Source organism: Rhizobium sp. CAU 1783 (genome assembly GCF_054551725.1).
Genome location: NZ_JBTOLM010000002.1, coordinates 282863 through 307411, shown reverse-complemented (window position 1 = coordinate 307411; position 24549 = coordinate 282863). Strand labels below are relative to the sequence as shown.

Sequence of the window (24549 nt, the reverse complement as noted above, 5' to 3'; positions counted from 1 at the left end):
ATCGATCCGGTGGCCCGATTTTCATCATCATGTCCCGCATGCCCAATCACCTGGCCAGACGCCTCTTGCTGGCAACCACCATCGTCCTTGTCTCGGCCGGCGGTGGTGCCACCGAAAATGATGTCCGGCGGACCGACCTTTCCCCGAAGGACCTCAAGCGAGTCGAGAAAGTCACCCAGCCGGCGACGGAGTTTACGAAACCGGAGCAGTTCGAGGTGATGCAGGGCGGGGCGGCGACCTCGACCAAGCCGATTAGCGCGGACGCGTTCTCGCACTTCTCCTCGAACATCACCTTTTCCGAGGAAGAGGATTTCAAGCTCGGTAACGCGCTGTTCCGCAAGTTCTGGGTCTCCTCGCCTTCATCGACGCAGGCCTCAGACGGCCTCGGCCCGCTTTTCAACGCCCGCGCCTGCCAGAGCTGCCACCTGAAGGACGGGCGGGGCCATCCGCCCGAGGGCGCGAGCGACGCGACCTCGATGTTCCTCAGGCTGGGCCGTCCGGCGCAGACTGAAGACGAGCGTAAGGCGGTGGCCGACCTCAAGGTCGTGAACTTTCCTGACCCGGTCTATGGCGCGCAGCTGCAGGATCTTGCGGTTCCGGGACTCGCCGCCGAGGGCCGGATGACGATCTCCTATACGGAGGAAGCGGTGACGCTTGCCGGCGGCGAGACGGTGTCGCTGCGCAGACCGAGCTACGCGGTGAGCGATCTCGCCTACGGGCCGCTCGATCCCGCGACCACCCTTTCGCCCCGGATCGCCAACCCGATGATCGGCATGGGGCTGATCGAGGCGATCACGGACGCCGACATTCTGGCGAAGGCCGATCCAGACGACACCGACGGCGACGGCATATCCGGACGCGTCGCCCGCGCGCGCGATCATCGGACCGGCGAACTGAAACTCGGTCGCTTCGGTTGGAAGGCACAGAATGCGTCGGTGCGCGACCAGAGCGCCAGCGCCTTCAAGGGTGACATCGGCATTTCCTCCCCGGACGCCCCGAGCCACTGGGGCGACTGTACGCCGGCGCAGAAGGACTGCCTGTCCTTGCAGAACGGTGTCCAGGCGCGGCTTGGCGACACCGAGGCGCCGGATCCGGTTCTCGATCTCGTGACCTTCTATTCGGAAAATCTCGCGCCGCCGGCACGCCGCAACGTCGACGACGCCACGGTGCTCAAGGGCAAGGCCCTGTTCTACGGCGCCGGCTGCGTTGCCTGCCACACACCGAAATACGTGACAAGCCGCAAGGCGGGCAACAAGGCCCAGGCCTTCCAGCTGATCTGGCCCTATTCCGACTTCCTGCTGCACGACATGGGCGAAGGGCTCGCCGATGGCCAGCAGGTCGGCGATGCAAGCGGCAGGGAGTGGCGCACGCCGCCACTCTGGGGTATCGGTCTGACCGACGAAGTAAACGGGCATACGTTCTTTCTTCACGACGGCCGCGCGCGCAACCTGACGGAAGCCATTCTCTGGCACGGCGGGGAAGCCCAGGCCGCCCGCGATCGCTTCGCCGCGTTGTCGCCCGACGAGCGCAAGGCGCTCACTACGTTCCTGGAGTCCCTATGAAGCCAATTCTCTTCGGCCTTCTCACCGCACTCGGCCTTGCCACAACAGCGCTGGCCCAGGATGCCACGCTCGCGCCGCCCTCACTCCACACGGAGGCGGTTCCGGCGGTGCTGCAGAAGGCGGTCGACGACTTCATCCGCCCGGGCTACCGCCATTTCCGCGACGAGGCTTCCCTGCTCGAGAAGGACATGCACGCGTTCTGCGCCGCGCCGACCGAGGCGGGTTTGCAGACGGCCCGTGACGCCTTCGGCAAGACCGTCGCAGCCTGGTCGACGATCGAGATCGTCCGGGTCGGCCCGATCATCGAGAACAATCGCTTTGAACGCATCCTCTTTTATCCCGACCGCAAGAGCACCGGCCTGAAACAGGTTCAGGCCGTGCTGGCCAAGCCGGACGAAAGCGCCACGTCGGTCGCCACGCTCAAGGACAAGAGCGTCGCCATGCAGGGACTGGGCGCGCTTGAATTCGTGCTCTACGGCACCGGCTCCGAAAAGCTCTCGACGGAAAAGGACGGCTTCCGATGCCGCTACGGGGCGGCGATCGCCGGTAACCTCGTTCGCCTCGGCGACGAACTCGTCACAGAATGGGATCGTCCCGGCGGCATCCAGGACGCCTGGAAACATCCCGGCCCGGAAAACCCGGTGTTCCGCGACGGCCGCGAGGCAATCACCGAACTGCTCGGCATTCTCGTGCACGGCGCGGAGACGATCCGCGACCAGCGGATCGAGAACTTCTACAAGGGCGAGGAAAACAACACCTTCCCCAAGCAGGCGATCTACTGGCGCTCCGGCAAGACCTGGGCTTCAATTGAGGGCAACATCGAGGGGCTAAGGACCCTGCTCAAGGTGTCCGGCATGGTCGAACTGGTGAACGAGGACACGCGTTCCATCGTCTCCTCCATCGATTTCGTCGCCAAGTCGCTGAGCCGGGTCGCCGGAACCATCGATCCCGACGTAGAGAAGGCCGTCACGGATCCCGCCGAACGCGCCAAACTCGATTTCCTTCTGCTGAACAGCAAGGACCTGATCCTGCGCCTCAACAACGACTATGGCGGCGCCATCGGCCTTGCCGCCGGTTTCTCCTTCTCTGACGGGGACTGATCCATGGGCAGGAGTGCGCTGATCGACCGGCGGTCGTTCATCAAGGCTGCGGGCGCGGCCTTCATGGCGTCTCTTGCGCCGCGTGCACTTTTCGCCCTTGAGCGCGCCGATGCCGTCTTCGCCTCCGGCTTCCGTGATCCGGACGGACGCTACGGTGTCGGGCTGATCGGGGAAGACGGCACTTTCATCGAAAAGATCGACCTGCCCGACCGCATTCACGGGTTGGGATACAGTCCGGCAACCGGCAAAACGGTCGCCTTTGCCCGCCGACCGGGCACCTTTGCGGTGGTGTTCGACGCGGCGCGGCGCTCCGAACCGGTGCCGATCGCAGCACCGGACAACCGGCATTTCTTCGGCCATGGCCATTTCTCGCCCGACGGGCGGCTGCTCTATGCAAGCGAAAACGATTTCGACGCCAATCGCGGCATGATCGGCGTCTATGACGCAGCCGACGGCTTCCGTCGGATCGGCGAATTCGAGGCGCACGGCATCGGCACCCACGACATGACCGTCAGCGACGACGGGAAACTTCTGATCATTGCCAATGGCGGCATCGAGACCCATCCGGATTTCGGTCGCACCAAGCTCAATCTCGACCACATGGAACCGTCACTCGTGATCGCCGACGCGAAAAGCGGGGCGCTCATCGAGAAGCACGTGATGCCCCGCGAACTGAGCCAGCTCTCGACGCGCCACCTTGATGTCGCCGACAACGGGCGAATCTGGTTCGCCTGTCAGTATGAAGGCTCGCGCAACGACAGCCCGCCGCTGGTCGGTCATTTCGCCAAGGGCGAGGCGCTTTCCTTCGTCAGTCTGCCCGACGAGATCACCGCAGGCCTTGCCAACTATGTTGGCGCGATCGCCGTCAACCGGCAGCAAGGCTTGGTGGGGGTCACCTCGCCGAAGGGCGGCCTTGCCGTCACCTTCGACCAGCGCAACGGTGCGATTGTTTCGACAACCACAGTCACGGACGCGGCCGGCATCGCCCCCGCCCCTTCCGGCTTTGCCGTCTCCTCCTATGACGGCCGTTTCGAAGCAACGAAGAGTCCTGTCGCCTGGGACCAGCACATCGTCCGGATCGCTTGAAAGCGCCCCTTGGCGAGCACGCGGAGCGCCCTATCTTGTGTTCCATGCGCAAGATTTTCACCTATCTGATCTTTCTCTTCGTCGTCGTCGGCCTCGGCATCCTTTCCGGTGTTTCGAACATGCCGGGCGAGTGGTACCAGCAGCTGGCAAAGCCGTTCTTCAATCCTCCGGCTTGGGTCTTCGCCCCCGTGTGGACCATTCTCTACGTGCTGATCGCGATTGCCGGTGCGCGCATATGGCTGGTCGCGCCCGCATCCTTCGCCATGCAGGCCTGGTTCGCCCAGATGGTCCTCAATCTCGCCTGGTCGCCGGCCTTCTTCGGGCTTCAGGCTCCGGGCCTTGCCCTCCTGGTGATCATCGCCCTTCTCGTCGCCGTCGCGGGCTTCGTCTGGAAGGCTGGGACCATCGACCGGCCGGCACGGCTGCTGTTCCTACCGTATCTCGCCTGGGTCAGTTTCGCGGCACTGCTCAATGCGGCGATCTTCCTTCTGAACTGACGACAAAGGCTCGGGAATTCCTGCTCCGGCCGCTTGCCGAAGTGCGGCCGCCATGCCACTTTCGCAACCGCGAGAGGGGCGACTACATGAGTGAAATCAACAGCGACACCGTGCACGAGCGGATCCGGCAGAGCTTTGCGCGGCAGGGAGCGATGCACACGCTCGGCGCCGAACTGACCAGTGTCAGCCAGGGTGTCGTGGAGATCGAACTGCCCTTCGACGAGAAACTGACCCAGCAGCACGGGATCCTGCATGCCGGCGTAATCTCGGCGGCGCTCGACAGCGCCTGCACCTACAGCGCCTACACGATGATCGAGCCGGACGTATCGCTGCTCACCATCGAGTTCAAGGTAAACCTGATGTCGCCGGGCAAGGGCGACCGCTTCCTGTTTCGCGGCGAGATCACCAAGCCCGGCTCGACGATCATCGTCGCCGACGGACGGGGTTATGCGCTAAGCGACGGCCCGGCCAAGCTCATCGCATCGATGACGAGCACGATGATGGTGGTTCGCGGCCGCGAGGGCATCACCGGATGAGCTTCGAACTGAAATCGGTCTCCGGCAAATCCATCCTGTTCGTAATGGCGGTCGACGCCGAATACGGTCCGTTCCTGCGTTCGCGGATCGATCCGCTGATGACGGGCGTCGGGCCCGTGGAGGCCGCCGTCGTTCTGACCCGGACGCTCGCCAAGCTCGAGGAAGAGGGCGAACGGCCCGATCTCGTGGTCTCGCTCGGCTCCGCCGGTTCGGCCAGGCTGGAACAGACGGAGGTCTACCAGGCCTCGCATGTCTCCTATCGCGACATGGACGCCTCCCCGCTCGGCTTCGAAAAGGGTCGAACCCCTTTCCTCGACATGCCGGCGGCGATCGAGCTGCCGCTGCGCATTCCCGGCGTGTCCACCGCAACGCTCTCGACCGGCGCCAATATCGTCTCTGGCGCGGCGTATGACGCGATCGACGCGGACATGGTCGACATGGAAACCTTTGCCGTGCTCCGGTCCTGCCATGCCTTCAACCTACCGCTGATCGGTCTGCGCGGCATCTCGGACGGCAGAAACGAACTCAATCACATCGACGACTGGAAGGAGTATCTCCATGTAGTCGACCGCAAGCTCGCACTCGCCGTCGACACGCTGTTCGATGCGCTCGAGGATGGCGTCTTCTGGTTCTGAAACCGGCAAAAGGGCGCGAAACTGCCCGAATTGCGGACAATCGGCACAATTCTCCGATTGAAAGAACCGGCGGTTTTCTTTAAAGCCTCGCCATGACCCAGACAGCACATCCCGACAGCGTTCTCATCATCGATTTCGGCAGCCAGGTGACGCAGCTCATCGCCCGGCGCGTCCGCGAAGCCGGCGTCTATTGCGAAATCGTTCCCTTCCAGTCGGCGGAGGAAGGCTTCCGCCGGTTGAACCCCAAGGCGATCATCCTGTCGGGCAGTCCCGCCTCGACGCTCGACGAAGGCAGCCCGCGCGTCCCGCAGATGATCTTCGACAGCGGCCTTCCGGTGTTCGGCATCTGCTATGGCCAGCAGACCATGTGCGCCCAGCTCGGCGGCAAGGTCGAGAGCGGTCATCACCGCGAGTTCGGACGCGCCTTCCTCGAAATCGACAAGGAATGCCCGCTGTTCGAAGGCCTGTGGTCGGCCGGCTCGCGCCACCAGGTGTGGATGTCGCATGGAGACCGCGTCACCGCGATCCCGCCGGGCTTCGAGGTGGTCGCAACCTCGTCCAACGCGCCGTTCGCCTTCATCGCCGACGAGAAACGCAAGTATTACGCCGTGCAGTTCCACCCGGAAGTCGTGCACACGCCGGACGGCGCCAAGCTGATCCAGAACTTCGTCCAGAAGATCGCCGGCATTCACGGCGACTGGACGATGTCCGCCTATCGCGCCAAGGCCGTTCAGCAGATCCGCGAACAGGTGGGCGACAAGCGCGTCATCTGCGCCCTTTCGGGCGGGGTCGACTCCTCCGTCGCAGCGCTGCTCATCCATGAAGCCGTCGGTGACCAGCTGACCTGCATCCTGGTCGACCACGGCCTGATGCGCAAGGACGAGGCGGCCAATGTCGTCGCCATGTTCAAGGAGCACTACAACCTCCACCTCATCCACGTCGACGCCGTCGACCGGTTCGTCGGCGAGCTGGAAGGGGTTTCCGATCCGGAAACCAAGCGCAAGATCATCGGCCGCCTGTTCATCGAAACCTTCGAGGACGAGGCCAAGAAGCTCGGCGGCGCCGAGTTCCTCGGCCAGGGCACGCTTTATCCGGACGTGATCGAGAGCGTCTCCTTCACCGGCGGCCCGTCGGTGACGATCAAGTCGCACCACAATGTCGGCGGCCTGCCCGAGCGCATGAACATGAAGCTCGTCGAACCCTTGCGCGAGCTGTTCAAGGACGAGGTCCGCGTGCTCGGCAAGGAGCTCGGCCTGCCCGATAGCTTCATCGGCCGTCATCCGTTCCCGGGACCGGGTCTTGCCATCCGCTGCCCGGGTGGCGTGACAAGCGAAAAGCTCGACATCCTGCGCGAGGCAGACGCGATCTATCTCGACGAGATCCGCAAGGCCGGCCTCTACGATGCCATCTGGCAAGCCTTCGCCGTGCTGCTGCCGGTCCAGACCGTCGGCGTCATGGGCGACGGGCGGACCTATGAATTCGTCTGCGCGCTCCGCGCAGTCACCTCGGTCGACGGCATGACCGCGGATTTCTACCACTACGACATGGAATTCCTTGGCCGTGCGGCAACCCGCATCATCAACGAGGTCCGCGGCATCAATCGCGTCGTCTACGACGTCACGTCGAAGCCGCCCGGCACAATCGAGTGGGAATGACGACAAAGAGCCCCTTCCGGGGCTCTTTTCACGTCCGGTTCAGGCGTCCCTTGCCGACGCGATCAACAGGTCGCGGATCGCCTCGCGTGACCGGTCGTGCAACTGGGGCAACCGCGCCAGACGATCGACGAGATGTTCCCCTTCCGGCGAGGCCATCAACTTAGCCAGTCCGTCGCGGTCGAACGCCATGACGTCCGCCTGCACCGGAACGCTTCGCCGCCGGGCCGCCATCAGCTCCAGGCCCAGGTAGCCGGCCCAACCGACGGGGGCGCCCGGCCCCAGCCTGCGCACCGGCCGGGCCGGCGCAAGTACGAGGAAGCGCGTCTTGTCGGCGTCTTCGGGAATGCGTGTCGCCAGCGCCTGATAGACGAAGAAGGGATCGTCCGTCAGACCAGCGAAGTGCTCGGCCAGCGTGAAGGCGATCGGCCCGAGGAACACGGCCGCCTGCCGTGAAATCTCGCGCAGCAGAGCCGGATCGAGCCGCGACAGTCGCTCGACGCCATGATCCGCCTCCAGGAGCGCGCCGACCGCACCGGAGAGATCAAATTCGTCCGCCAGCACCTCTTCCCGTAGCATGCCATCGACGACGATCCCGGTCAGGTCAGCCGGCAGCGCCTCGCCCGGGCCGAAGCGGAGAAGAGTGCCCCAGTTCCCGAGCTCCGTGGACATCACCGATCCGCCGCGGCGGCTCCAGCGCGGTGCAGCGCCCGTCGGCAAACCGAGACTCTCGGGGGCGGCGGTCATCGGAATGCCCCGCCGGTCGAGGGCATACCAAATGCCGGTCAGGACCGCGGATGTCTGGCGAGAGAGTTCGATCGGGCGCAGGCTGTAGAAGCGGGCTCCGTAGCGGATGACGCCCGTCTGCGCCTCAGTGCCAAGGACGACCGCACTTCCGGGTGGGTCGTCGGTAACGCCGGGTACGCCGTTCGCGAGCACCTCCCGCACCGTTTCCAGAACGATCATCGGCGGGATGTCGGCCGGTACGTGGAATGTCGCCTGGCTGCGAAAGGGTGCGCCGCGGCGCACGACTTCGACCGCATCGGTGGCGAGTGCGCTGTTGGGCAGAACGACGGTGCCGCCATCGGCCGTCCTGAGGAAGATCGAGCGCCATTTCAAGGCCTCGACCTCTCCTTCAATCGCTCCCTTGCGGATGAAGTCGCCGGCTCGCAAGGGCCGCTCGAGCTCCAGCGACAGGCCCGAGAAAAGATTGCCGAGCGTGTTCTGCAGGGCGAAGCCGATGACCAGCGAGACGATCGCCGAGGTGGCGAGCAGGTTGGTAATGTCGAAGGCAAGCCCGTAATGCAGCCAGACCAGAACGGCCGCGACATAGATGACGATGGAACTCATGACCTTGACGAGGTCGGTTGTGCGGCTGTTGCCGTCGGCATCGTCGACGAAGCTGTTGACCAGCACCTCGACAATGCGTGCCACGCTGATTGCCGTCAGAAAGTAGGCAGCCTCGCGCAGCAGGAGCGACCAGTCGTCGGCGTCCGGCGCGAGCGTGACGAAGAGAAGCCAGGTCAGCGCCGTCAGGGCAACCAGAAGAGCGGAGAAGACGTAGCTCATGGCCCATTCTTCCGTTTTCCGAGATCGGGGAGCAGCCTCAGCGCTTCGTTCAGACTGGTGCGCAGGCGGCCGATCGACTGTTCCAGATCATGGAACTGCCCGTTGAGCGGTGTGCGCTCACCCGTCTCGTGGCGCTCCGGAGCGAGACTGGTCGATATGGTGCGCCGCGTGATCGCCTCGAGCGGATGGGTGACGTAGCGGCGCAGCAGGAGCAGGAAGACGGACAGCGAGAGAATGAAGACACAGGTGAGCGCGCCCAATGTCACCAACAGACCCTTCATGGCCTGGGTGTTGGGGCCAAGGACGGGAACCTCGACGAGCTGCATGCCGATGACATCTCCCATCTTCCAGCCAAAGCCGTTGGCACCATACTTGGCGACCATGGATGCGGGGGCCACGTCCGGCGTGCTGTGGCACTGCAGGCAGTCGGTGCTCGGCATGCGCAGCGGTCGGGCGAGATAGAAGCGTTTGTCCGCGCCTGCACCGACCTCACCCGACAATTCCTTCAACTCGGCATCCTGCTGGAAGGTCTGCAGCAGCGTCACCTCCCAGTCATTGGCCCTGTCGGCGATATTGGTCGGGTTGAGCGACGCCTCGCGATAGCGATAGTCGGGGAAACGATCGCGCAGGAAACCGAGCGTGGTCTGGGCGCCGTAGGACGGCACCATCTGCGGGTGGAACTCCTCGTAGCCGAGCTTCTTGACGAGCGGCGCCACTTCCTTGCTCGTGTAGCTCCGCAGGGCGAGGCCTGTCTCCAGCAGGACGCGGGACTTCTCGTTCACCTCGGCGCGCGCCTGGCGGAACTCCAGCGTGAACGAGATGTAGCCGGCAATGGCCAGGCCGAAGACGAAACAGACGGCCAGGATCAGGCCGAAACGAAACTCGATGCGCATAGACGCCCCGCCAATTGGAGTGGATCATCCTCGCCGCCGGTCAACGGGCGGGGCCCGCATTGCAGTGCAGCATGATTGCACGATGACAGCGCCAGAAGGCATTTCAACCGCCAATTCTGGACCCATCAGGTTTGCGGTCTGGCCGGCTCTACGTCGCGCCTGCTTCCCCTCGCCAATGCAACGAGATCGGGCGACGTCGATGATGCATCGCAAAAACAGTTCCGCATGAAACGAATAAAAGCAAAAAAGATCCGCAATAATTTGACGATAATCAATTCCTATATCGCATTGCGGTATTTTATACTTCAATATTTCAATATTATTCAATCTTTCTAAAGAATAATATTTAGAACTTACCATTTATAAATCATATCACTCTATAATCTTCGCAGATGACCCAGAACACAATATTAGAAGAGGTCAATATTTCAGAAAATTCATTCACCGGCGAGGGGACCGCCATGACCAGTTTGAAGCAACAATCCGTTCAGTCGGATTCCAAGAATGCGCAAAGCGAATCTGACAGCCGGTCGGTGGGGCGGCGTCTCGATTTCATGCAGATCAGCCGGGCCGATCTCGACAGCATCCGGAGCATCAAGCCCCTGATCGATCGCGAACTGCCCAAGGGCCTCGACAAATTCTACGAGAAGCTGCGGGCAACGCCGGAGGTTCGCCACTTCTTTTCCTCAGACACCCACATCGATCGCGCCAAGGGCGCACAGATGAACCACTGGTCGAACATCTCGGCCGGCGATCTCAGCGAGGATTATGTCGCCAAGGTGAAGGCGATCGGCACGGTTCATGCCCGCATCGGACTGGAGCCGCAATGGTATATCGGCGGCTATGCCATCGTGCTCGACCATCTGGTTCGCGAAGTGGTGACCCAGGCTTTCGGCAGCCAGGGAATATTTGCCAGCGGACGCGCAAAAGCAGACGAAACCGGCCGCGTGCTCGGTGCGCTGATCAAGGCCGTCATGCTAGACATGGACTTTGCCATCTCGGTCTATATCGACGAGGCGGAGGCCGCCAAGCAGAAGGCCCAGGCCGAAGCGATCGCGGCGGAGCGCAACCTGGTCTGCGGCATCTTCGGCCATGCCATGGCCCGGCTCGCCGACAGGGATCTCACCCACTGCATGAGCCACGACGTTCCGGAGGCCTATCTCTCGGTCTGCCACGACTTCAACGATGCCATGCACCAGCTGGCCACGACCATCGGCGAAATCGAGAGTGGAACCCGCCATATCAACGCCGGCAGCAGCGAGATCCGCCAGTCGGCGGAAGATCTTGCCAAGCGCACCGAACGTCAGGCCTCCTCGCTAGAGGAGACCGCCGCATCGCTCGAGGAGATCACGACGGCCGTCGGAGACTCGACCCGCCGGGCCGACGAGGCTGGCAAGCTGGTCGACCGGATGAGGAACGGCGCCGAGCGCTCAGGTGCCGTGGTGCGGCAAGCGGTCGAGGCCATGGATGCGATCGAGGCCTCCTCCAGTGCTATCGGCAACATCATCGGCGTGATCGACAACATCGCCTTCCAGACCAACCTGCTCGCGCTCAATGCCGGTGTCGAGGCGGCGCGCGCGGGTGAGGCCGGCAAGGGTTTTGCCGTCGTCGCCCAGGAGGTCCGCGAGCTCGCCCAGCGCTCGGCGCAGGCGGCACGGGAAATCAAGGAGCTCATCACGCGGTCGGGCGAGCAGGTCCGCAGCGGCGTCGAACTCGTCGGCCAGACCGGCAAGGCGCTCGACGGCATCGTCGAGGACGTACGGGAACTCAACCACCATATCGGTGCAATCGTGCAAGCCGCCCGCGAACAGTCGACGTCGCTGAAGGAGATCAACGCGGCGGTCAACAGCATGGACCAGGCGACCCAGCAGAATGCCGCGATGGTCGAGCAGTCCACGGCAGCCACCCATGCGCTGTCAACGGAGATCGGCCGCATCGTCGGAATGGTGCAACAGTTCGAGATCGACCGGGCCGACCGCATGCCCGAAACCTTCGCCGCCACCGCTCCGCAGCGGCGGCCGGCCGCCTGACCAAGGGGAGCGGACCGGACGTCCGCTCCCCTCCCGGCAAAGCTCCATTAACGAAAAGCTGGTTCAATACCGGAATATTGCGAATACCCGAAATATTTCAGGGAAGAGGATTTTCATCTTGGCTCGCTCATCCTTCAACGAGCAGGCATCCCGTCTTGATGGTGAAGTCTTTGGCAAGATCGTCGCCGAGATGGAAGACGGCATTATTGCCATCGATGCACACGGAAAGATCCTCTACTGTAATCCCTCGGCCGCCACGCTGTTCCAGCAATCCACGGATGAGCTAGCCGGCCAGCCGATCGACACGATCCTGCCGCCCCGCTTCCGGCACGCCCACCGTGATCATCTTGCAGGCTTCATGAAGGGGCCGGTCGATGCGAAATACATGGGAAGCCGCAAGTCCTTCATCGTCGGCTACCGCGCCGACGGCACGGAGATCAGCCTCGGCGCGACGATTCTCAGGACGTCCGGTTCAGACGGCCCCATCTTCATCGCGGTGCTGCGCGATCTCACAGAGCGACATCATCATCAGAGCGAGCTCGAGCGCCTAGCCAACACCGATCCGTTGTCGGGGATCAACAACCGCCGAGCCTTCGTCAATCTCGCCGGGCGCGAGCTCGAACGATGCCGGCGCGACCACAGTCCGGTGGCCATGGTTCTTTTCGACCTCGACGGCTTCAAGGCGATCAATGACCGCTATGGGCACGATGTCGGCGATACGGTGATCTGCGAATTCGCCAATATCATGAAGTCGATCGGCTTGGACAACGACCTGCTCGCCCGGTGGGGCGGCGAGGAATTCATCGCGATCATGCCGGATGCCACGCTCGACCGGTCCCTTGCGGTCGCCGAGCTTGTCCGCCGCAATGTCGAAGTCCTGGGGTTCGGCGCGGCAAATGGTCTGGCGCTGCCGATGTCGGTCAGCGCCGGCGTAACAGTTTCGCAAGACGCGAACGAAAGCCTCGATGAACTCGTGCGCCGTGCGGACCTGGCGCTTTATGCCGCAAAGGCCGGGGGACGCAACCGAGTGGCCACCCAGATCGGGGAGACGACGGTCGCCGCTTGAGCTCGGCCCCGCGTCTCAACAATGTCAATCGCCCTTCTGACGGCAACGGGCCGCTATGGCGAGCCTCACGGCTTGGCGCAACACCGTTTCTGTCAGCGGAATGCGAGCGGTGTCGCTGGCCGGTGCCGCACGTTTTAGCAGCCGTGCCATGACCGGAATTGATTGAACAAGTCTTCGCATAGCACCTCTCCCGATCCATATATATGCATGCATTATGCATATATATGGATCGTGTCAAGACGACGGGACCTGCCATCACTTCATGTGGCTGATCGGGCAGCGGGCCCGCACGCAGACCGATTCGTCGCAGACCCGGCAGACGACGTCCTGGTCGGCGCCGAGATCCACAAGTGCGGGCAGCACCTTCTCCGCAAGTCGGCCGAACAACTGCATTTCATCGGGGTCGAGCACCGCGAAGGCACGTTCCGTCACGCCGCGCCGCGCTTCCTTGCAGCGACCGTACAATGCCCTCCCCGCCTCTGTCAGCTTCAGAGCCTTCGCTCGCCGGTCCCCATCAACCGGCTCGCTGCGCAGGACCAGACCCGCGGCTTCCAGCTGATCGATGAGGCGCACGGAGGCGGAATGGGACAGACCGATGATTCGCCGCAGCGTCTCGATGGTTAGGCCGGAGCCGGCGCCGATCTGGATCAGGGCGGCAACCGAGCTGGGACCAAGCCCGATATCGGCTTCATAGGCGCGTTCGAGCTTGTCGACGAGCGCCAGGCTCATGGCGCCGAAGATGTTTTCGAAGCGAAGTTTTTCCGTGTCGTCAGCCATTTTCTGTTCCCATATGCAGTTTGCATATAATTCGTGCGTTTGGCCACCACAAGAAAGCGTTTGCCGGAGCCGCGAGGCGGATTTTGTTTGACCGCCGCCTCGTGCTATCTGCGGATTGATTGTTTCATCCCGGATCTTCGACCATGCAGGCACGGCTTTACGGCATCAAGAATTGCGACACCATGAAGAAGGCACGCGCGTGGCTCGAAGAGCACGGCATTGATTATGCCTTCCACGACTACAAGATCTCTGGGATTGACCGGGACCATCTCGAGCGCTGGTGCGCCGAGGCCGGCTGGCAGACCGTGCTCAATCGCGCCGGCACCACCTTCAAGAAGTTGCCCGACGAGGCGAAACTCGATCTCGACCAGGAGAAGGCGATCGCCCTGATGCTCGCCCAGCCGTCGATGATCAAGCGGCCGGTGCTGGAGGCCGACGGCACGCTACTCATCGGCTTCAAGCCGGAAATCTACGCCGCTGCTTTGAAGGCCTGATCTCATGGCGAAGACGACGCGCGCGACCCAGTTCCTGGAAAAGGCCGGGGTGACCTTTACCACCGTGACCTATGACTATGATCCGAACGCCGAACGCATCGGGCTGCAGGCGGCGGAGGCGATCGGCGAGGCGTCGCATCGCGTGCTGAAGACGCTGATGGCCGAACTCGACGGCAAGCCAGTCTGCGTCGTCGTGCCCTCCGACAAGGAGGTAAGCATGAAGAAGCTCGCCGCCGCCTTCGGAGGCAAGCATGCGGCGATGATGAAGCCGGCGGTGGCCGAGAAGACGACGGGCTATGTGGTCGGCGGGATCAGCCCCTTCGGCCAGAAGAAGCTTGTGCCGACGGCGATCGAGATCGAGTCGATGGCGGAACCGCTGGTCTACATGAACGGCGGGCAGCGCGGCCTCCAGATTCGGCTTTCGCCGCATGATGCGCTGAAGGCGCTGGGTGCCATCGCCGCGTCGCTGGTCGCCTGACTACGGCGCGGCCGAGCCTCAAGCCAGTCGCTTGAGCAGACTTGTCAGCATTTGCGCCTCCTCCTCGCTCAACCGGGCGCCCAGATGCTCCTCGATCGAGCGCCCGTAGATCGCCCACATACGCGCGCGCCTTTCCCGCCCGGCCTCGGTGATCAGGACCCAGCGTCCGCGACTGTCCTGGTCGAACACCTCGCGGCGCACCAGCGCCTCCTTCTCCAGCCGATCGATCAGCCGTGACAGATTGTACTGGGTCAACAGGGTGCGCTCTTCTATCTCGAAAGGGCGCAGGCGGCCGTCTTCCGCGCGATCGAGCTCCCACAGCACGTCGTACCAACTGAGTGGTGGCAAGCCTGCCGCCTTCAGGTCGCGTTCCATCGCCGCGAGTACCCGCTGCTGCGCGCGCGCCAGCGTCACCCAGAGTTCCGTGGCGCGCGCGGCGGAACACGGAGCGGTCTTCTTTTCGTCGGACATAGATGCAATTACATGCATCTTGACGATCTCCGCAAGATGAATTACATGCAAATGCATCTATTCTCTCAAGGAGGTCATCTCATGGCCGAACTACGCCTCGTCAGCCACCACCTGTGCCCCTATGTCCAGCGAGCCGCCATCGCACTCGCCGAGAAGGACGTGCCCTTCGAGCGCATCAACATCGACCTTGCGGCAAAACCGGACTGGTTCCTGAAAATATCGCCGCTCGGCAAGGTTCCGCTCCTGCAGGTCGAACAGGACGTGCTGTTCGAAAGCTCGGTCATCTGCGAATACCTGGAGGAGACCCAACCGGGCCAGAAGCTGCACCCGGCCGACCCGCTGCGGCGCGCCCGTCATCGCGGCTGGATGGAGTTCGGATCCTCAATCCTCTCCGATCTCTGGGTCTTCGAAACCACCCAGGACCAGGCGGCGCTGGAGGCCAAGAGCAAGGTGCTCGCCTCCAAATTTGCGACGCTGGAGGCCGAACTCGGGGACGGGCCATTCTTCGCCGGCGCACATTTCAGCCTCGTGGATGCGGTCTTTGCGCCGATCTTCCGCTATTTCGACCTGTTCGACAGGCTCGCCGACCATCGGATCTTCGACGGCCTAACGAAAGTGACTGCATGGCGCCAGGCGTTGGCTGCACGCCCCAGCGTCAAAGGCGCGATCGCCGACGATTATGCGGACCGGCTCATGGCCTTCCTGGAGAAGCACGACGCTGTCCTCCTGAAGCAGGCGAAGCCGGCGGCCTGAACGGCAGCCGGCACCGCATCCGTCTTCTGTTTTGCCCGAATCCGTCCTAAAAGGGCGGAACGCAATCGACGGAAGCAGGATATTCGATGAACGCACCTCTCCATACCGCCATCGACCCGGTCGACCCGGTCCGCCTCGACAAGCTCGCCGAAGTGGCCGTCAAGGTCGGGCTCCAGCTGCAGAGGGACCAGGATCTGGTCATGACCGCGCCGATCGCGGCATTGCCGCTGGTACGCCTCATCACCAAACACGCCTACATGGCCGGCGCCGGTCTCGTCACCACCCTCTACGCCGACGAGGAGACGACGCTGGCGCGTTATGCCCACGCGCCCGACGAGAGCTTCGACAAGGCATCCGGCTGGCTCTATGACGGCATGGCCAAGGCCTTCGGGGGCGGGGCGGCACGGCTGGCGATTGCCGGCGACAATCCGATGCTGCTGGCCGGCCAGGACCCGGCCAAGGTGGCGCGCGCCAACAAGGCCAATTCGATCGCCTACAAGCCGGCGCTGGAGCACATCTCCAATTTCGACATCAACTGGAACATCTGCTCCTACCCCAACCCGTCCTGGGCAAAACTGGTGTTTCCGGACGTGCCGGTGGCTGAAGCCGTCGCGAAACTGGCCGAGGCGATCTTCGCCGCCTCACGCGTCAACGAGGCTGATCCCGTCGCCGCCTGGGCCACCCATAATGCAGAGCTCCGCAAACGCTCGGGCTGGCTGAACGACGAACGCTTCGCGGCCCTGCACTTCACCGGACCGGGCACGGACCTGACCGTCGGTCTCGCCGACGGCCATGAATGGCACGGCGGCGCCTCGACCGCGAAGAACGGCGTCACCTGCAATCCGAACATCCCGACGGAAGAGGTCTTCACCACGCCGCATGCGCTGAAGGTGGAGGGTCATGTCTCCTCGACCAAGCCCCTGTCGCACCAGGGCACGCTGATCGACAACATCCAGGTCCGGTTCGAGGGCGGCCGCATCGTAGAGGCCAAGGCGACCAGGGGCGAGGAAGTCCTCCTCAAGGTCCTCGATACCGACGAGGGCGCGCGACGTCTCGGCGAAGTGGCACTCGTGCCGCATTCCTCGCCGATCTCGGCCTCCGGCATCCTCTTCTACAACACGCTCTTCGACGAGAACGCCTCCTGCCACATCGCGCTCGGCCAATGCTACTCGAAGTGCTTCCTCGACGGTGCCTCGCTCTCCCAGGAACAGATCAAGGCACAGGGCGGCAATTCCTCGCTGATCCATATCGACTGGATGATCGGGTCCGGTGAGGTCGACATTGACGGCGTGCGGCCGGACGGCGCGCGGGTACCGGTCATGCGCAAGGGGGAATGGGCCTGAAAGGATGCGGCCCGCCCTCGCAGGAGCGGCGGGCCGTCCAATCTCAACGGTAGTAGATGATCCTGCCGCCGTTTGCGGCGGTTTGGACCCAGACCACGTTGTGCGGGGCGATATGGCGCCGCGCCAGCGCTTCCTGGAGGCTTGCGTCCCGCTCGACCTCGGCCTGCGCCGCCTGCAGGCGGGCCGGCGTCTGGAATTCCGGCGAGAAGGGACCGCCCATGCCGCCTTCGCGATGGCCGGGCCAGACGGAGACGGCCGTCACGCCGTCATTGTAGTTGCGGCCGAACAGGATGGCCGCGACATCCGCCTGATCGGCAAAGGCCGATGCGGCCAGGCTCGACGAAATCATCAGGCCGCCCAAGATGGCGACCGAAAACCTCTTCATGGTGTTTTCTCCTTGTCGTGAGCGACCGTCGTCCGTTGCCGCAATGATACGGGAACCATCCGGAAGGACATCACGTCGCTACCGTTGAGATAGGCCTTTGATCCGGCATTTAAATGGCCACGCCCGCAGCACAGGCCAGCCAGCCGATCACGAGGCGGTGAAAACGCGGCCAATGGTCGAGGGGTTCAGGGGACAGGCCAGGATGTACACGCATCGCATGTGACGCAGAGGACTTGCCGCCCTCCCGACACCGTCAGAACAGGCTTCCTTGTCCGGCGGGTGGATCGCTTTTCCTGGACGCACGCGGCGCGGCGGGTCTCGCAGGCGCCAGGGTGCCGGCGGTAGGCGCTTCTGGGAGGGAGGATGGCCGTGAGGGCGTTCCGTCACCGCCCTCGGTCACGGCGCCCAGCCGGCCATCGGCAAACTCGATGGAAATGGCCGCTCCGGCGGAAAGGGCGGCCGCCCGGGATACCGGGCGGTCCGCCGCGTCGCGGATGACCGCATAGCCGCGCATCAACACGTTTTTGTAGGACAGCGACTGCAGCATGCGCTCGTGGCCGGAAAGAGTCGCACGGCGGGCGCGTAATTCATTGGCGAGCGCACTGTCGGCGCGGCGGATCAGGCCGTCCAGACGATCGCGGCTGCGGTCCGTATGGGTGCGCAGCCTTGCAGGCACGTTGCGCAGCACCGCATCTGCGCCGTTCACGCGTCCGCGCAGCCGGTCGATCATCCTCTCGACGATGCGCTCGGCTATGGCCGCCCGCTCGGTTATGCGCTGGCGGCGCTCGCCGAGGCGCCGCGCCAGCATGTCGGGCGAGAGGCGCGACGCGGCCCGTTCGAAGGCGCCGCGCTTGGCCATCGTGTTGAGTTCGAGGCCTCTGCCGAGCCCGGCGGCCGCCTCGTCGAAACGGCGGCGCGGCAGGGCCAAAAGCTGGTCGAGCGAGGGAAGCGCACGCGCCAGCGCCCGCAAGCCCTGGCGGCGGGTTTCCATCTGCCGGGAAGATGCTCCGGAGAGGCGCGCGGCGAGGTTCGCGACCTGAGCGACGAGATCCGCCTTCACCGGCACCGCCATTTCGGCGGCGCCCGTCGGCGTCGGCGCCCTGACGTCGGCGGCGTAGTCGATGAGCGTCCAGTCCGTCTCGTGACCAACCGCCGAAATCAGCGGGATGACGCTTGCCGCCGCCGCGCGCACGACGATCTCGTCGTTGAAGCCCCAGAGGTCCTCGAGACTTCCGCCGCCACGGGCGACGATCAGCACGTCAGGGCGTGGGATGTCACTCCTCGGGTCCATGGCATTGAAGCCGTAAATGGCGTTCGCCACCTCCTCTCCACAGCCCTCGCCCTGCACCTTGACGGGCCAGACGAGCACATGGACCGGAAAGCGGTCTGCGATGCGATGGAGGATATCGCGAATGACGGCGCCGGTCGGCGACGTCACGACGCCGATCACCTTCGGCATGTAGGGCAGCAGCTGCTTCGTCGCGGGATCGAACAGGCCCTCGGCGCCAAGTCGACGCTTGCGTTCCTCGATCAGCGCCATCAATGCGCCGGCGCCGGCGGGCTCCATTTGCTCGATGACGATCTGGTACTTCGACGAGCCGGGAAAGGTGGTGATACGGCCGGTGGCGATCACCTCCATGCCCTCTTCTGGCCGATATTTCAGCTTTGAAAAGGACCCCTTCCAGATGACCGCATCGATGCGCGACTTGTCGTCCTTCAGGCTGAAATAGGCATGACCGGAGGAGTGCTGGCCGCGATAGCCGGAGATCTCGCCCCGCACGCGCACATGGTCGAAGGCGGTCTCGATCGTCCGCTTGATCGAACCGGACAGCTCCGAGACGGTGAACTCGGCGAGATTGGTGGGCGAATCATCGCTGAAGAAACTGGTCATGGACTTCTAGTAACGCAAAAAGCGGGGAAGATCAGCAAGGCTTGCACCCCTCTCCCTTGCCTTGGATCGTTGGCCAACCGCCGGAAAAACAAAACGTATCGCGGCCTAACATCACCACAAACGGCGCGGCGAATTTTTTATCGCAATCCGGAACGTCCCCGCCGCGCCGGCCTTGGTCGACAATGGCTCCATTGCAGACCTCAAGCGGAGCTTCGTCATGACCGATCGTTTTTCCCATTCCCAGCCGTCCCTTTCCGGCCCCGCATCGACGGGTTTTTCCGTCACGCCGAGCGACACCGCCGACATTGAGGAGGCCACCCGCGCCCTTTATGTCGGAACCGGCGGCGACCTCTCGGTCGTCATGCTGTCAGGCGTCACGCTTCTCCTCAACGGCGTGCCGGACGGCAGCCTTCTGCCGCTTCGCGTGACGCGCGTCCGTGCGACGGGCACCACGGCCAGCGAGATCGTCGCTCTCGCCTGAGCGCCGTCCTGACAACTCGACAGGCCGGGCGCCGCTGCGGTGTTCGGCCGCTTTACCTTTCGGAAACCATTTCGCCGTCAGACTGTCCGGCCTTCTGGAGGCGATTTTCGTGGAGGTACAGGCTTGATCTTCGTGACTGCGCTGGCGATAGGCATGGTGGCAGGCATCGCTCGCTCGGCGATGGTGATCGCCTTCGTCGCGGTCGTGGGCGGACTGAGTTTCGGTCTGGCCGCCGTGTTCACCTCGGCCTCGGTTTCCCTGGTCGGCCTCTATAGCGGTTTCAATTGCGGGCTCGCCACGGCACTCGCCGCGCAAATGCTGAAGGCCCGCCACCGCGGCTAGACAAACCCGCTTACGCCTTACTGTTCGAACTTCGTACGATAAAGGGCAATGCCCGAGTGGGGATCCCTCGGCAAGGGCACCAGGTAGGCCGGGATCTCGCCGCGGCCGAGCGCGGCATAGAGGCCGTCTGCCTTCAGCTTGCGGATCGCCGCCGTCTGCATGTCCGAATGACAGTAGGCAAGGATCGTCACCCCGGCTCCGCGCAGGAAGGCTTCCGCCTCCTTCGGCTCGGTCAGGCCGATGTGCAATTCGGTCAGCATGCCACCCTGGTTGCGATGATAGGGAGCGGACAGCACCCGATGCGGGGTGAAGCGCAGGATTTCCGACCCGATATTGGAGGGTGCCGCGACGGTCGCGGGCGGAAGCGCGGCCAGCTGGTGCAGCGCGGTCGCCGTTTCGCAATCCTCCGCGGCGGTTGCCGGCGCGTTCGCCTCGAAGCGGCGCGTGAGGCCCATCGTGCCCTCGGTTGCGAAGACACCTACCAGCACCCAGACGCTCGGCACGGACAGGAGCGTCGCCATCACGAAGGTGAAGCCGGCACTGAGGTTTTCCGGATCATTGTTGGCGTTGCGGCGCAGCTCGGCAATCAGAAGCGAGAGGGGCAGGATCGACAGAAGGTTGGCGAATACGGCTCCGCGCACCTGGATGAGCGCGATGATCCAGGAGACGAGGATCAGCGCGAACAGCACGGCATGGATCTGGGCCCGGTCGTCGCGCAGGATACGGAAGATACAGACGGCCAGCGCCAGCAACCCGGCGGCGTAGAAACCACCCAGCCCGGCCGGCTCGATGCGCAGCTGGCCCAGGACCGACTGCGCCTCGGCGACATAATCTAGCCAGAGGGTGAAGAGCAGCGGATCGAGATCGTTGAGCGGGTTCTGCAGGCATTGCGGTGCCAGCACCAGCGCTGCGGCAGCCACCAGCACGCCATCGAGCGCGAGCACCGCGAAGCGCATGGGCCGGCCGAGACCGCTCGCGAGCAGCGAAGACAGCAGGAGCAGCACCCCGCCGACGGCGGCGATGCCGTAATAGCCAATCGACAGGCTGTCGCAGGTGACGGCCGTATAGAGGCGTGGCGGTACCGTCGCGAAAAAGACGGCTGAAATGGCGATGGTGACGGCCAGCGAAAAGGCCCGTGCGGCGGGCCGGAAGGCCTCGCCGTTCCATGCCCACAGCGCTGCCACGACAAGGCAGGCCGCAGCGACGAAGGGTGTCGTCTCCGCACCGATCGCAATCGCGATGGCACAGGCGACCCCGGCGAGGGCAAAACTCCAGGCGCGCTTACGCGGATCCACCAGCATGGCTGCAATCACCGCCACCAGCACCAGCTGGACATTGTGGTGATCGATGGCGCCCGGCAGGAAGCGGTTCGACGTGAAGACGAGCAGCGCGCCGAGGCCCAGCGCGACCAGCATCGCCGGCGCTCCGCCGATCCGGCGCGCGCCGACGGCGATCGCAATCATCATCGGGATCGTGAGGAAGAGCGGCCAGACCAGGAGGGCCGTGGCTTCCGCCCGTTCGGGCGCGAAGAACAGGGAGAAGAACAGGATCAGCGTTGCGATCGGCAGGTCGATCAGCCGCGACCAATGCATGAGGGTCCCGCCCTCGAGCCCCAGCCGGTACTGCGTGAGGTCGAACCAGCTCTGGCCGGCGAGCAGGTCACGCACCTCGACGAGACGCATTGCATCGTCGTTGTCGGTGCCGACATAGTCGGTCGCTCCGGGGAGGTTGACCACGAGCAGCAAAAAGATGACCGCCGCCGAGAAGAGGGATATCAGTATCCAAGGCCTGGCCCACAGCCCCGATCCTGCCTTGTCGGAAAGTCCCTGGTCGGCCATGCGCGCTGCGATCCCCAAGCACCCGCGACGGAAGCCCGTGGCGAGGCGAAAAAGGTTGAATGACAAATCTTCCCGAAACCTAGCCTTAACCTTCTCAAGAAATAGTAAAACCGGGCCGGACACCTCTTTGTCGGGCATGTCTTCAGTAGCGAGTATATGATATGCGTGAGCCTGGACCTGAAAGTCTCGACGTGGCGGTTCTCCTGCCTTGCTACAATGAAGCAGGCACCATCGGCGCCGTCGTGCGCAGTTTCCGCGAGACGCTGCCGCAGGCGCGCATCTATGTCTACGACAACAACTCGACCGACAGCACGGCTCTGACCGCCATGCTCGCCGGCGCGACCGTCGTTCGCGAGCGCCGCCAGGGCAAGGGCCATGTGGTGCGTCGCATGTTCTGCGACATCGACGCCGACGTCTACATCATGGCGGACGGCGACGGGACCTATGCGCCGGAGGACGCGGAAGAACTCATCCGAACGCTCGTTACCGAGCGCTGCGACATGGTGGTCGGCACCCGTCGCGGCGTGCATGCCGATGCCGGCCGGCAGGGACATGCCTTCGGCAACCGCCTGTTCAACCAGCTCTACCGCATCCTGTTCGGTAACGATTTCACCGACATCCTGTCCGGCTACCGCGCCTTCTCGCGCCGTTTCGTCAAGAGTTTCCCGGCCGTTTCGGCCGGCTTCGAGATTGAAACCGAAATGTCGGTGCACGCTTCGCGGCTCAAGCTGCCGGTCTGCGAGCTGGAACTCGACTACGGACGCCGCCCCGAGGGCTCGCATTCCAAGCTGTCGACGTTCAAGGACGGAGCGAAGATCCTCTGGATGTTCGCCATGCTGATGAAGGAAACCCGGCCCTTCGCCTTTTTCGGCACGATCAGCGCGGCGATCATGGCGGCAAGCCTCGTCTTCATGATCCCGGTCCTCATCGAGTTCTTCACCACCGGCCTCGTCAGCCGCATGCCGACCTGGGTCGCGGCGATGGCGCTGATGATGATGTCGTTCCTCAGCTTCACTGCAGCGCTGATCCTCGATTCCGTCGCCCGCTCCCGGGCCGAGCAGTTGCGGATCCACTACATGAACCTTCCGGCCCTGACGCGCAGTCCCGCACCCGTCCGCGCGGTCGAGACGCCCAGTCGCCGGGCGGATGCGGCATGAAGAAGCTCCTGCGCTTCGGCATCGTCGGCGCGCTGGGTTTCCTGGTCGATGCCGGCATGCTCGCGGCCCTGCTCGCCTGGACGCCCGCCGGCCCCTTCCTTGCCCGCGCGATCGCGATCGCCGTCGCCCTCGTCTCGACCTGGCTCATGAACCGCAGCTTCACCTTCGGCGCCTCACGCCATTCGCTGGCTGTCGAGGGCTTCCGCTATGGTTCGGTCGGGCTTACCTCGGCGGTGGTGAACTACCTGATCTATGCAGGACTTCTGATATCGGTGCCGATCCTGCAGCCGCTGGCGGCGCTGGTCATCGCCTCGATCGCCGCCATGGCCTTCTCCTTCTTCGGCTATTCGCGTTTCGTCTTCCGCCGTTGAGCCCTTCGCTCAGACCGGCTCCCAGCCGTCCTTTTCACCGGCGCGGTAGATCGCATCGATGAAGCGCTGGTTGGCCCAGGAGCTTTCGAGACTGACGATCTCGCTGCGATCTCCGGAAAGCGCCGCCCTGGCGAATGCCTCGGCCTCGCGCCGGTACTGGCGGCTGTCCTGAAACCGGAAGATCTGCGACTGATTGTGCGACTGGTTGGAGAGTTCGACCTCTTCTGGTCCCCAGCGGTCGGCGTTGAAAGGCGAACGTACCTCGATGAAGCCCTCGGTGCCGTGGAAGACCATCGACTGCCGATTGGCCATCTGGGTCGAGATGTAGAAGCTCAGCTCGAAGCCGCCGAAGTCGGCCTTGACGCTCGAATAGATGTCGGTGCCGAATTCCGGATCGCGTTCGACGACCGCCTGCACGCGCTTCGGCTCGGCACCCGTGGCAAAGCGGGTCGAGATCGCCGGATAGACACCGATGTCCGGCAGACCGCCGCCGCCGAGGGCGGGGATGTTGCGCATGTTGCCGGGATCCCGGTTGAAATATGTGAAGACGCCCTGGACGTGTCGAAGCGTTCCGATCGCCCCTTCGCCGAGCAGCGAGCGAACCTTCCGCCAGACCGGCGTGTAAGTGACCATGAACGCTTCGGAGATCAGCACGCCGTTTCGCTCCCGCGCCGCGATCAGCGGATCGATGTCGGCCGCCTTCAGCGCGATCGGCTTTTCGCACAGCACGTGCTTGCCGGCATCCGCCGCCTTGACCGACCATTCGACATGCTGCGCCGTCGGCAGGGGAATGTAGACCGCATCGATCACGTCGGAGGCGAGCATCTCCTCGTAGCAGCCGAAGGCATGCGGCACGGAGAAGCGGTCAGCCATGGCGCGCGCCTTTTCAAGGTCGCGGCTCGCCACCGCCGTCACCACGCAGTTCTCGGCATCCTGCATGGCCGGCACGACGAGATCACGGCCGATCCTGGCCGTCGACAGAATTCCAAAACGCAGCATGGGTATCTCCTCCTGTATCGTTGCAGGCAAACTAGTCAGACACGACCGGCATTGCAACGGCTCGATGCGAGCTTCGGAAACCCCGGAGGGAACTTGTGACATTGAATGGCTGGATTCGTCCCATCATCGTCCGGGGAGTGTCT

General features: G+C 63.8%; 25 protein-coding genes. 17 read left to right on the top strand and 8 right to left on the bottom strand.

Going from position 1 to position 24549, the window contains the following annotated elements:
* Nucleotides 1-29 precede the first annotated feature (29 nt).
* The 7 genes from ACX93L_RS08205 (at nucleotide 30) to guaA (ending at nucleotide 7071) form a co-directional block, all read left to right on the top strand.
* The gene (locus ACX93L_RS08205) at nucleotides 30-1562 is read left to right on the top strand and encodes a di-heme oxidoreductase family protein (RefSeq protein ID WP_459405350.1); all 1533 of its coding nucleotides are present in this window, start codon (nucleotides 30-32) and stop codon (nucleotides 1560-1562) included.
* Nucleotides 1559-2662 carry an imelysin family protein gene (locus ACX93L_RS08200; protein WP_459404403.1) on the top strand — a complete coding sequence of 368 codons (1104 nt, stop codon included), beginning with the start codon at nucleotides 1559-1561 and terminating at the stop codon, nucleotides 2660-2662. The genes ACX93L_RS08205 and ACX93L_RS08200 overlap by 4 nt, the downstream gene beginning before the upstream one ends.
* 3 nt (nucleotides 2663-2665) lie before the next feature.
* A complete protein-coding gene (locus ACX93L_RS08195) occupies nucleotides 2666-3748 on the top strand; it encodes a DUF1513 domain-containing protein (RefSeq protein ID WP_459404402.1) in 1083 nt (360 codons plus the stop codon).
* A gap of 44 nt (nucleotides 3749-3792) precedes the next feature.
* Complete coding sequence (locus ACX93L_RS08190) at nucleotides 3793-4245, top strand: TspO/MBR family protein (protein WP_459404401.1); 453 nt, start codon at nucleotides 3793-3795, stop codon at nucleotides 4243-4245.
* 86 nt (nucleotides 4246-4331) lie between these two features.
* Entirely contained in the window at nucleotides 4332-4781 is a 450-nt protein-coding gene (locus ACX93L_RS08185; RefSeq protein WP_459404400.1) for a PaaI family thioesterase, read from the top strand.
* Nucleotides 4778-5416, top strand: coding sequence for a 5'-methylthioadenosine/S-adenosylhomocysteine nucleosidase (locus ACX93L_RS08180; protein ID WP_459404399.1), 639 nt, complete (start codon nucleotides 4778-4780; stop codon nucleotides 5414-5416). The genes ACX93L_RS08185 and ACX93L_RS08180 overlap by 4 nt, the downstream gene beginning before the upstream one ends.
* Nucleotides 5417-5508: 92 nt before the next feature.
* Nucleotides 5509-7071, top strand: a complete 1563-nt coding sequence (gene guaA / locus ACX93L_RS08175) for a glutamine-hydrolyzing GMP synthase (protein ID WP_459404398.1) — start codon at nucleotides 5509-5511, stop codon at nucleotides 7069-7071.
* A 39-nt stretch (nucleotides 7072-7110) separates the two neighbouring features.
* Here guaA and ACX93L_RS08170 read toward each other — a convergent pair whose 3' ends face one another.
* A complete protein-coding gene (locus tag ACX93L_RS08170; protein WP_459404397.1) occupies nucleotides 7111-8637 on the bottom strand; it encodes a mechanosensitive ion channel family protein in 1527 nt (508 codons plus the stop codon).
* Nucleotides 8634-9530 (bottom strand): Tll0287-like domain-containing protein, encoded by an 897-nt coding sequence (locus ACX93L_RS08165; protein ID WP_459404396.1) that lies wholly within the window; start codon nucleotides 9528-9530, stop codon nucleotides 8634-8636. The genes ACX93L_RS08170 and ACX93L_RS08165 overlap by 4 nt, the downstream gene beginning before the upstream one ends.
* 461 nt (nucleotides 9531-9991) lie before the next feature.
* Here ACX93L_RS08165 and ACX93L_RS08160 point away from each other — a divergent pair, with 461 nt between their 5' ends.
* Both ACX93L_RS08160 and ACX93L_RS08155 read left to right on the top strand, forming a co-directional pair.
* Entirely contained in the window at nucleotides 9992-11560 is a 1569-nt protein-coding gene (locus ACX93L_RS08160; RefSeq protein ID WP_459404395.1) for a methyl-accepting chemotaxis protein, read from the top strand.
* 118 nt (nucleotides 11561-11678) lie between these two features.
* The gene (locus ACX93L_RS08155; RefSeq protein ID WP_459404394.1) at nucleotides 11679-12626 is read left to right on the top strand and encodes a sensor domain-containing diguanylate cyclase; all 948 of its coding nucleotides are present in this window, start codon (nucleotides 11679-11681) and stop codon (nucleotides 12624-12626) included.
* A gap of 255 nt (nucleotides 12627-12881) precedes the next feature.
* On the opposite strand, the gene ACX93L_RS08150 is transcribed toward ACX93L_RS08155, so the two are convergent.
* Entirely contained in the window at nucleotides 12882-13403 is a 522-nt protein-coding gene (locus ACX93L_RS08150; RefSeq protein WP_459404393.1) for a MarR family winged helix-turn-helix transcriptional regulator, read from the bottom strand.
* Between the two features lie 143 nt (nucleotides 13404-13546).
* Between ACX93L_RS08150 and ACX93L_RS08145 the strand changes: the two genes are divergently transcribed.
* Nucleotides 13547-13897: an ArsC family reductase gene (locus ACX93L_RS08145; protein ID WP_459404392.1), complete on the top strand. Its 351-nt coding sequence runs from the start codon at nucleotides 13547-13549 to the stop codon at nucleotides 13895-13897.
* 4 nt (nucleotides 13898-13901) lie between these two features.
* A complete protein-coding gene (gene ybaK, locus ACX93L_RS08140; protein ID WP_459404391.1) occupies nucleotides 13902-14375 on the top strand; it encodes a Cys-tRNA(Pro) deacylase in 474 nt (157 codons plus the stop codon).
* An 18-nt stretch (nucleotides 14376-14393) separates the two neighbouring features.
* Here the strand turns inward: ybaK and ACX93L_RS08135 are convergent, their stop codons facing one another.
* Entirely contained in the window at nucleotides 14394-14903 is a 510-nt protein-coding gene (locus tag ACX93L_RS08135; protein ID WP_459404390.1) for a MarR family winged helix-turn-helix transcriptional regulator, read from the bottom strand.
* A gap of 24 nt (nucleotides 14904-14927) precedes the next feature.
* Here ACX93L_RS08135 and ACX93L_RS08130 point away from each other — a divergent pair, with 24 nt between their 5' ends.
* Both ACX93L_RS08130 and ACX93L_RS08125 read left to right on the top strand, forming a co-directional pair.
* Nucleotides 14928-15599: a glutathione S-transferase family protein gene (locus tag ACX93L_RS08130; RefSeq protein WP_459404389.1), complete on the top strand. Its 672-nt coding sequence runs from the start codon at nucleotides 14928-14930 to the stop codon at nucleotides 15597-15599.
* An 86-nt stretch (nucleotides 15600-15685) separates the two neighbouring features.
* Nucleotides 15686-16942 (top strand): aminopeptidase, encoded by a 1257-nt coding sequence (locus ACX93L_RS08125; RefSeq protein WP_459404388.1) that lies wholly within the window; start codon nucleotides 15686-15688, stop codon nucleotides 16940-16942.
* Between the two features lie 43 nt (nucleotides 16943-16985).
* Here ACX93L_RS08125 and ACX93L_RS08120 read toward each other — a convergent pair whose 3' ends face one another.
* The gene (locus tag ACX93L_RS08120) at nucleotides 16986-17327 is read right to left on the bottom strand and encodes a hypothetical protein (protein WP_459404387.1); all 342 of its coding nucleotides are present in this window, start codon (nucleotides 17325-17327) and stop codon (nucleotides 16986-16988) included.
* A 253-nt stretch (nucleotides 17328-17580) separates the two neighbouring features.
* Nucleotides 17581-19218, bottom strand: coding sequence for an exodeoxyribonuclease VII large subunit (gene xseA / locus ACX93L_RS08115; protein WP_459404386.1), 1638 nt, complete (start codon nucleotides 19216-19218; stop codon nucleotides 17581-17583).
* A 217-nt stretch (nucleotides 19219-19435) separates the two neighbouring features.
* On the opposite strand from xseA, the gene ACX93L_RS08110 reads away from it, so the two are divergent.
* Both ACX93L_RS08110 and ACX93L_RS08105 read left to right on the top strand, forming a co-directional pair.
* Entirely contained in the window at nucleotides 19436-19699 is a 264-nt protein-coding gene (locus ACX93L_RS08110) for a spike base protein, RCAP_Rcc01079 family (RefSeq protein ID WP_459404385.1), read from the top strand.
* A 123-nt stretch (nucleotides 19700-19822) separates the two neighbouring features.
* Nucleotides 19823-20041 carry a hypothetical protein gene (locus ACX93L_RS08105; protein ID WP_459404384.1) on the top strand — a complete coding sequence of 73 codons (219 nt, stop codon included), beginning with the start codon at nucleotides 19823-19825 and terminating at the stop codon, nucleotides 20039-20041.
* A gap of 17 nt (nucleotides 20042-20058) precedes the next feature.
* On the opposite strand, the gene ACX93L_RS08100 is transcribed toward ACX93L_RS08105, so the two are convergent.
* Nucleotides 20059-21879, bottom strand: coding sequence for a hypothetical protein (locus ACX93L_RS08100; RefSeq protein WP_459404383.1), 1821 nt, complete (start codon nucleotides 21877-21879; stop codon nucleotides 20059-20061).
* 161 nt (nucleotides 21880-22040) lie between these two features.
* Between ACX93L_RS08100 and ACX93L_RS08095 the strand changes: the two genes are divergently transcribed.
* Both ACX93L_RS08095 and ACX93L_RS08090 read left to right on the top strand, forming a co-directional pair.
* A complete protein-coding gene (locus ACX93L_RS08095) occupies nucleotides 22041-23036 on the top strand; it encodes a glycosyltransferase (protein WP_459404382.1) in 996 nt (331 codons plus the stop codon).
* On the top strand, nucleotides 23033-23407 hold the full coding sequence (locus tag ACX93L_RS08090) for a GtrA family protein (protein WP_459404381.1): 375 nt from the start codon (nucleotides 23033-23035) through the stop codon (nucleotides 23405-23407). Before ACX93L_RS08095 ends, ACX93L_RS08090 begins: the two co-directional genes overlap by 4 nt.
* A 9-nt stretch (nucleotides 23408-23416) precedes the next feature.
* On the opposite strand, the gene ACX93L_RS08085 is transcribed toward ACX93L_RS08090, so the two are convergent.
* A complete protein-coding gene (locus tag ACX93L_RS08085; protein ID WP_459404380.1) occupies nucleotides 23417-24406 on the bottom strand; it encodes a Gfo/Idh/MocA family protein in 990 nt (329 codons plus the stop codon).
* Between the last annotated feature and the right edge of the window lie 143 nt (nucleotides 24407-24549).

What these genes read in the sequence shown, in the direction of transcription:
- ACX93L_RS08090 (WP_459404381.1), top strand. Translation starts at nt 23,033, where the DNA reads ATGAAGAAGCTCCTGCGCTTCGGCATCGTCGGCGCGCTGGGTTTCCTG.
- ACX93L_RS08150 (WP_459404393.1), bottom strand. Translation starts at nt 13,403, where the DNA reads ATGGCTGACGACACGGAAAAACTTCGCTTCGAAAACATCTTCGGCGCC.
- ACX93L_RS08200 (WP_459404403.1), top strand. Translation starts at nt 1,559, where the DNA reads ATGAAGCCAATTCTCTTCGGCCTTCTCACCGCACTCGGCCTTGCCACA.
- ybaK (WP_459404391.1), top strand. Translation starts at nt 13,902, where the DNA reads ATGGCGAAGACGACGCGCGCGACCCAGTTCCTGGAAAAGGCCGGGGTG.
- xseA (WP_459404386.1), bottom strand. Translation starts at nt 19,218, where the DNA reads ATGACCAGTTTCTTCAGCGATGATTCGCCCACCAATCTCGCCGAGTTC.
- ACX93L_RS08190 (WP_459404401.1), top strand. Translation starts at nt 3,793, where the DNA reads ATGCGCAAGATTTTCACCTATCTGATCTTTCTCTTCGTCGTCGTCGGC.
- ACX93L_RS08085 (WP_459404380.1), bottom strand. Translation starts at nt 24,406, where the DNA reads ATGCTGCGTTTTGGAATTCTGTCGACGGCCAGGATCGGCCGTGATCTC.
- ACX93L_RS08180 (WP_459404399.1), top strand. Translation starts at nt 4,778, where the DNA reads ATGAGCTTCGAACTGAAATCGGTCTCCGGCAAATCCATCCTGTTCGTA.
- ACX93L_RS08130 (WP_459404389.1), top strand. Translation starts at nt 14,928, where the DNA reads ATGGCCGAACTACGCCTCGTCAGCCACCACCTGTGCCCCTATGTCCAG.
- ACX93L_RS08120 (WP_459404387.1), bottom strand. Translation starts at nt 17,327, where the DNA reads ATGAAGAGGTTTTCGGTCGCCATCTTGGGCGGCCTGATGATTTCGTCG.
- ACX93L_RS08195 (WP_459404402.1), top strand. Translation starts at nt 2,666, where the DNA reads ATGGGCAGGAGTGCGCTGATCGACCGGCGGTCGTTCATCAAGGCTGCG.
- ACX93L_RS08100 (WP_459404383.1), bottom strand. Translation starts at nt 21,879, where the DNA reads ATGGCCGACCAGGGACTTTCCGACAAGGCAGGATCGGGGCTGTGGGCC.
- ACX93L_RS08135 (WP_459404390.1), bottom strand. Translation starts at nt 14,903, where the DNA reads ATGCATTTGCATGTAATTCATCTTGCGGAGATCGTCAAGATGCATGTA.
- ACX93L_RS08185 (WP_459404400.1), top strand. Translation starts at nt 4,332, where the DNA reads ATGAGTGAAATCAACAGCGACACCGTGCACGAGCGGATCCGGCAGAGC.
- ACX93L_RS08110 (WP_459404385.1), top strand. Translation starts at nt 19,436, where the DNA reads ATGACCGATCGTTTTTCCCATTCCCAGCCGTCCCTTTCCGGCCCCGCA.
- ACX93L_RS08160 (WP_459404395.1), top strand. Translation starts at nt 9,992, where the DNA reads ATGACCAGTTTGAAGCAACAATCCGTTCAGTCGGATTCCAAGAATGCG.
- guaA (WP_459404398.1), top strand. Translation starts at nt 5,509, where the DNA reads ATGACCCAGACAGCACATCCCGACAGCGTTCTCATCATCGATTTCGGC.
- ACX93L_RS08205 (WP_459405350.1), top strand. Translation starts at nt 30, where the DNA reads ATGTCCCGCATGCCCAATCACCTGGCCAGACGCCTCTTGCTGGCAACC.
- ACX93L_RS08170 (WP_459404397.1), bottom strand. Translation starts at nt 8,637, where the DNA reads ATGAGCTACGTCTTCTCCGCTCTTCTGGTTGCCCTGACGGCGCTGACC.
- ACX93L_RS08125 (WP_459404388.1), top strand. Translation starts at nt 15,686, where the DNA reads ATGAACGCACCTCTCCATACCGCCATCGACCCGGTCGACCCGGTCCGC.
- ACX93L_RS08095 (WP_459404382.1), top strand. Translation starts at nt 22,041, where the DNA reads ATGCGTGAGCCTGGACCTGAAAGTCTCGACGTGGCGGTTCTCCTGCCT.
- ACX93L_RS08145 (WP_459404392.1), top strand. Translation starts at nt 13,547, where the DNA reads ATGCAGGCACGGCTTTACGGCATCAAGAATTGCGACACCATGAAGAAG.
- ACX93L_RS08165 (WP_459404396.1), bottom strand. Translation starts at nt 9,530, where the DNA reads ATGCGCATCGAGTTTCGTTTCGGCCTGATCCTGGCCGTCTGTTTCGTC.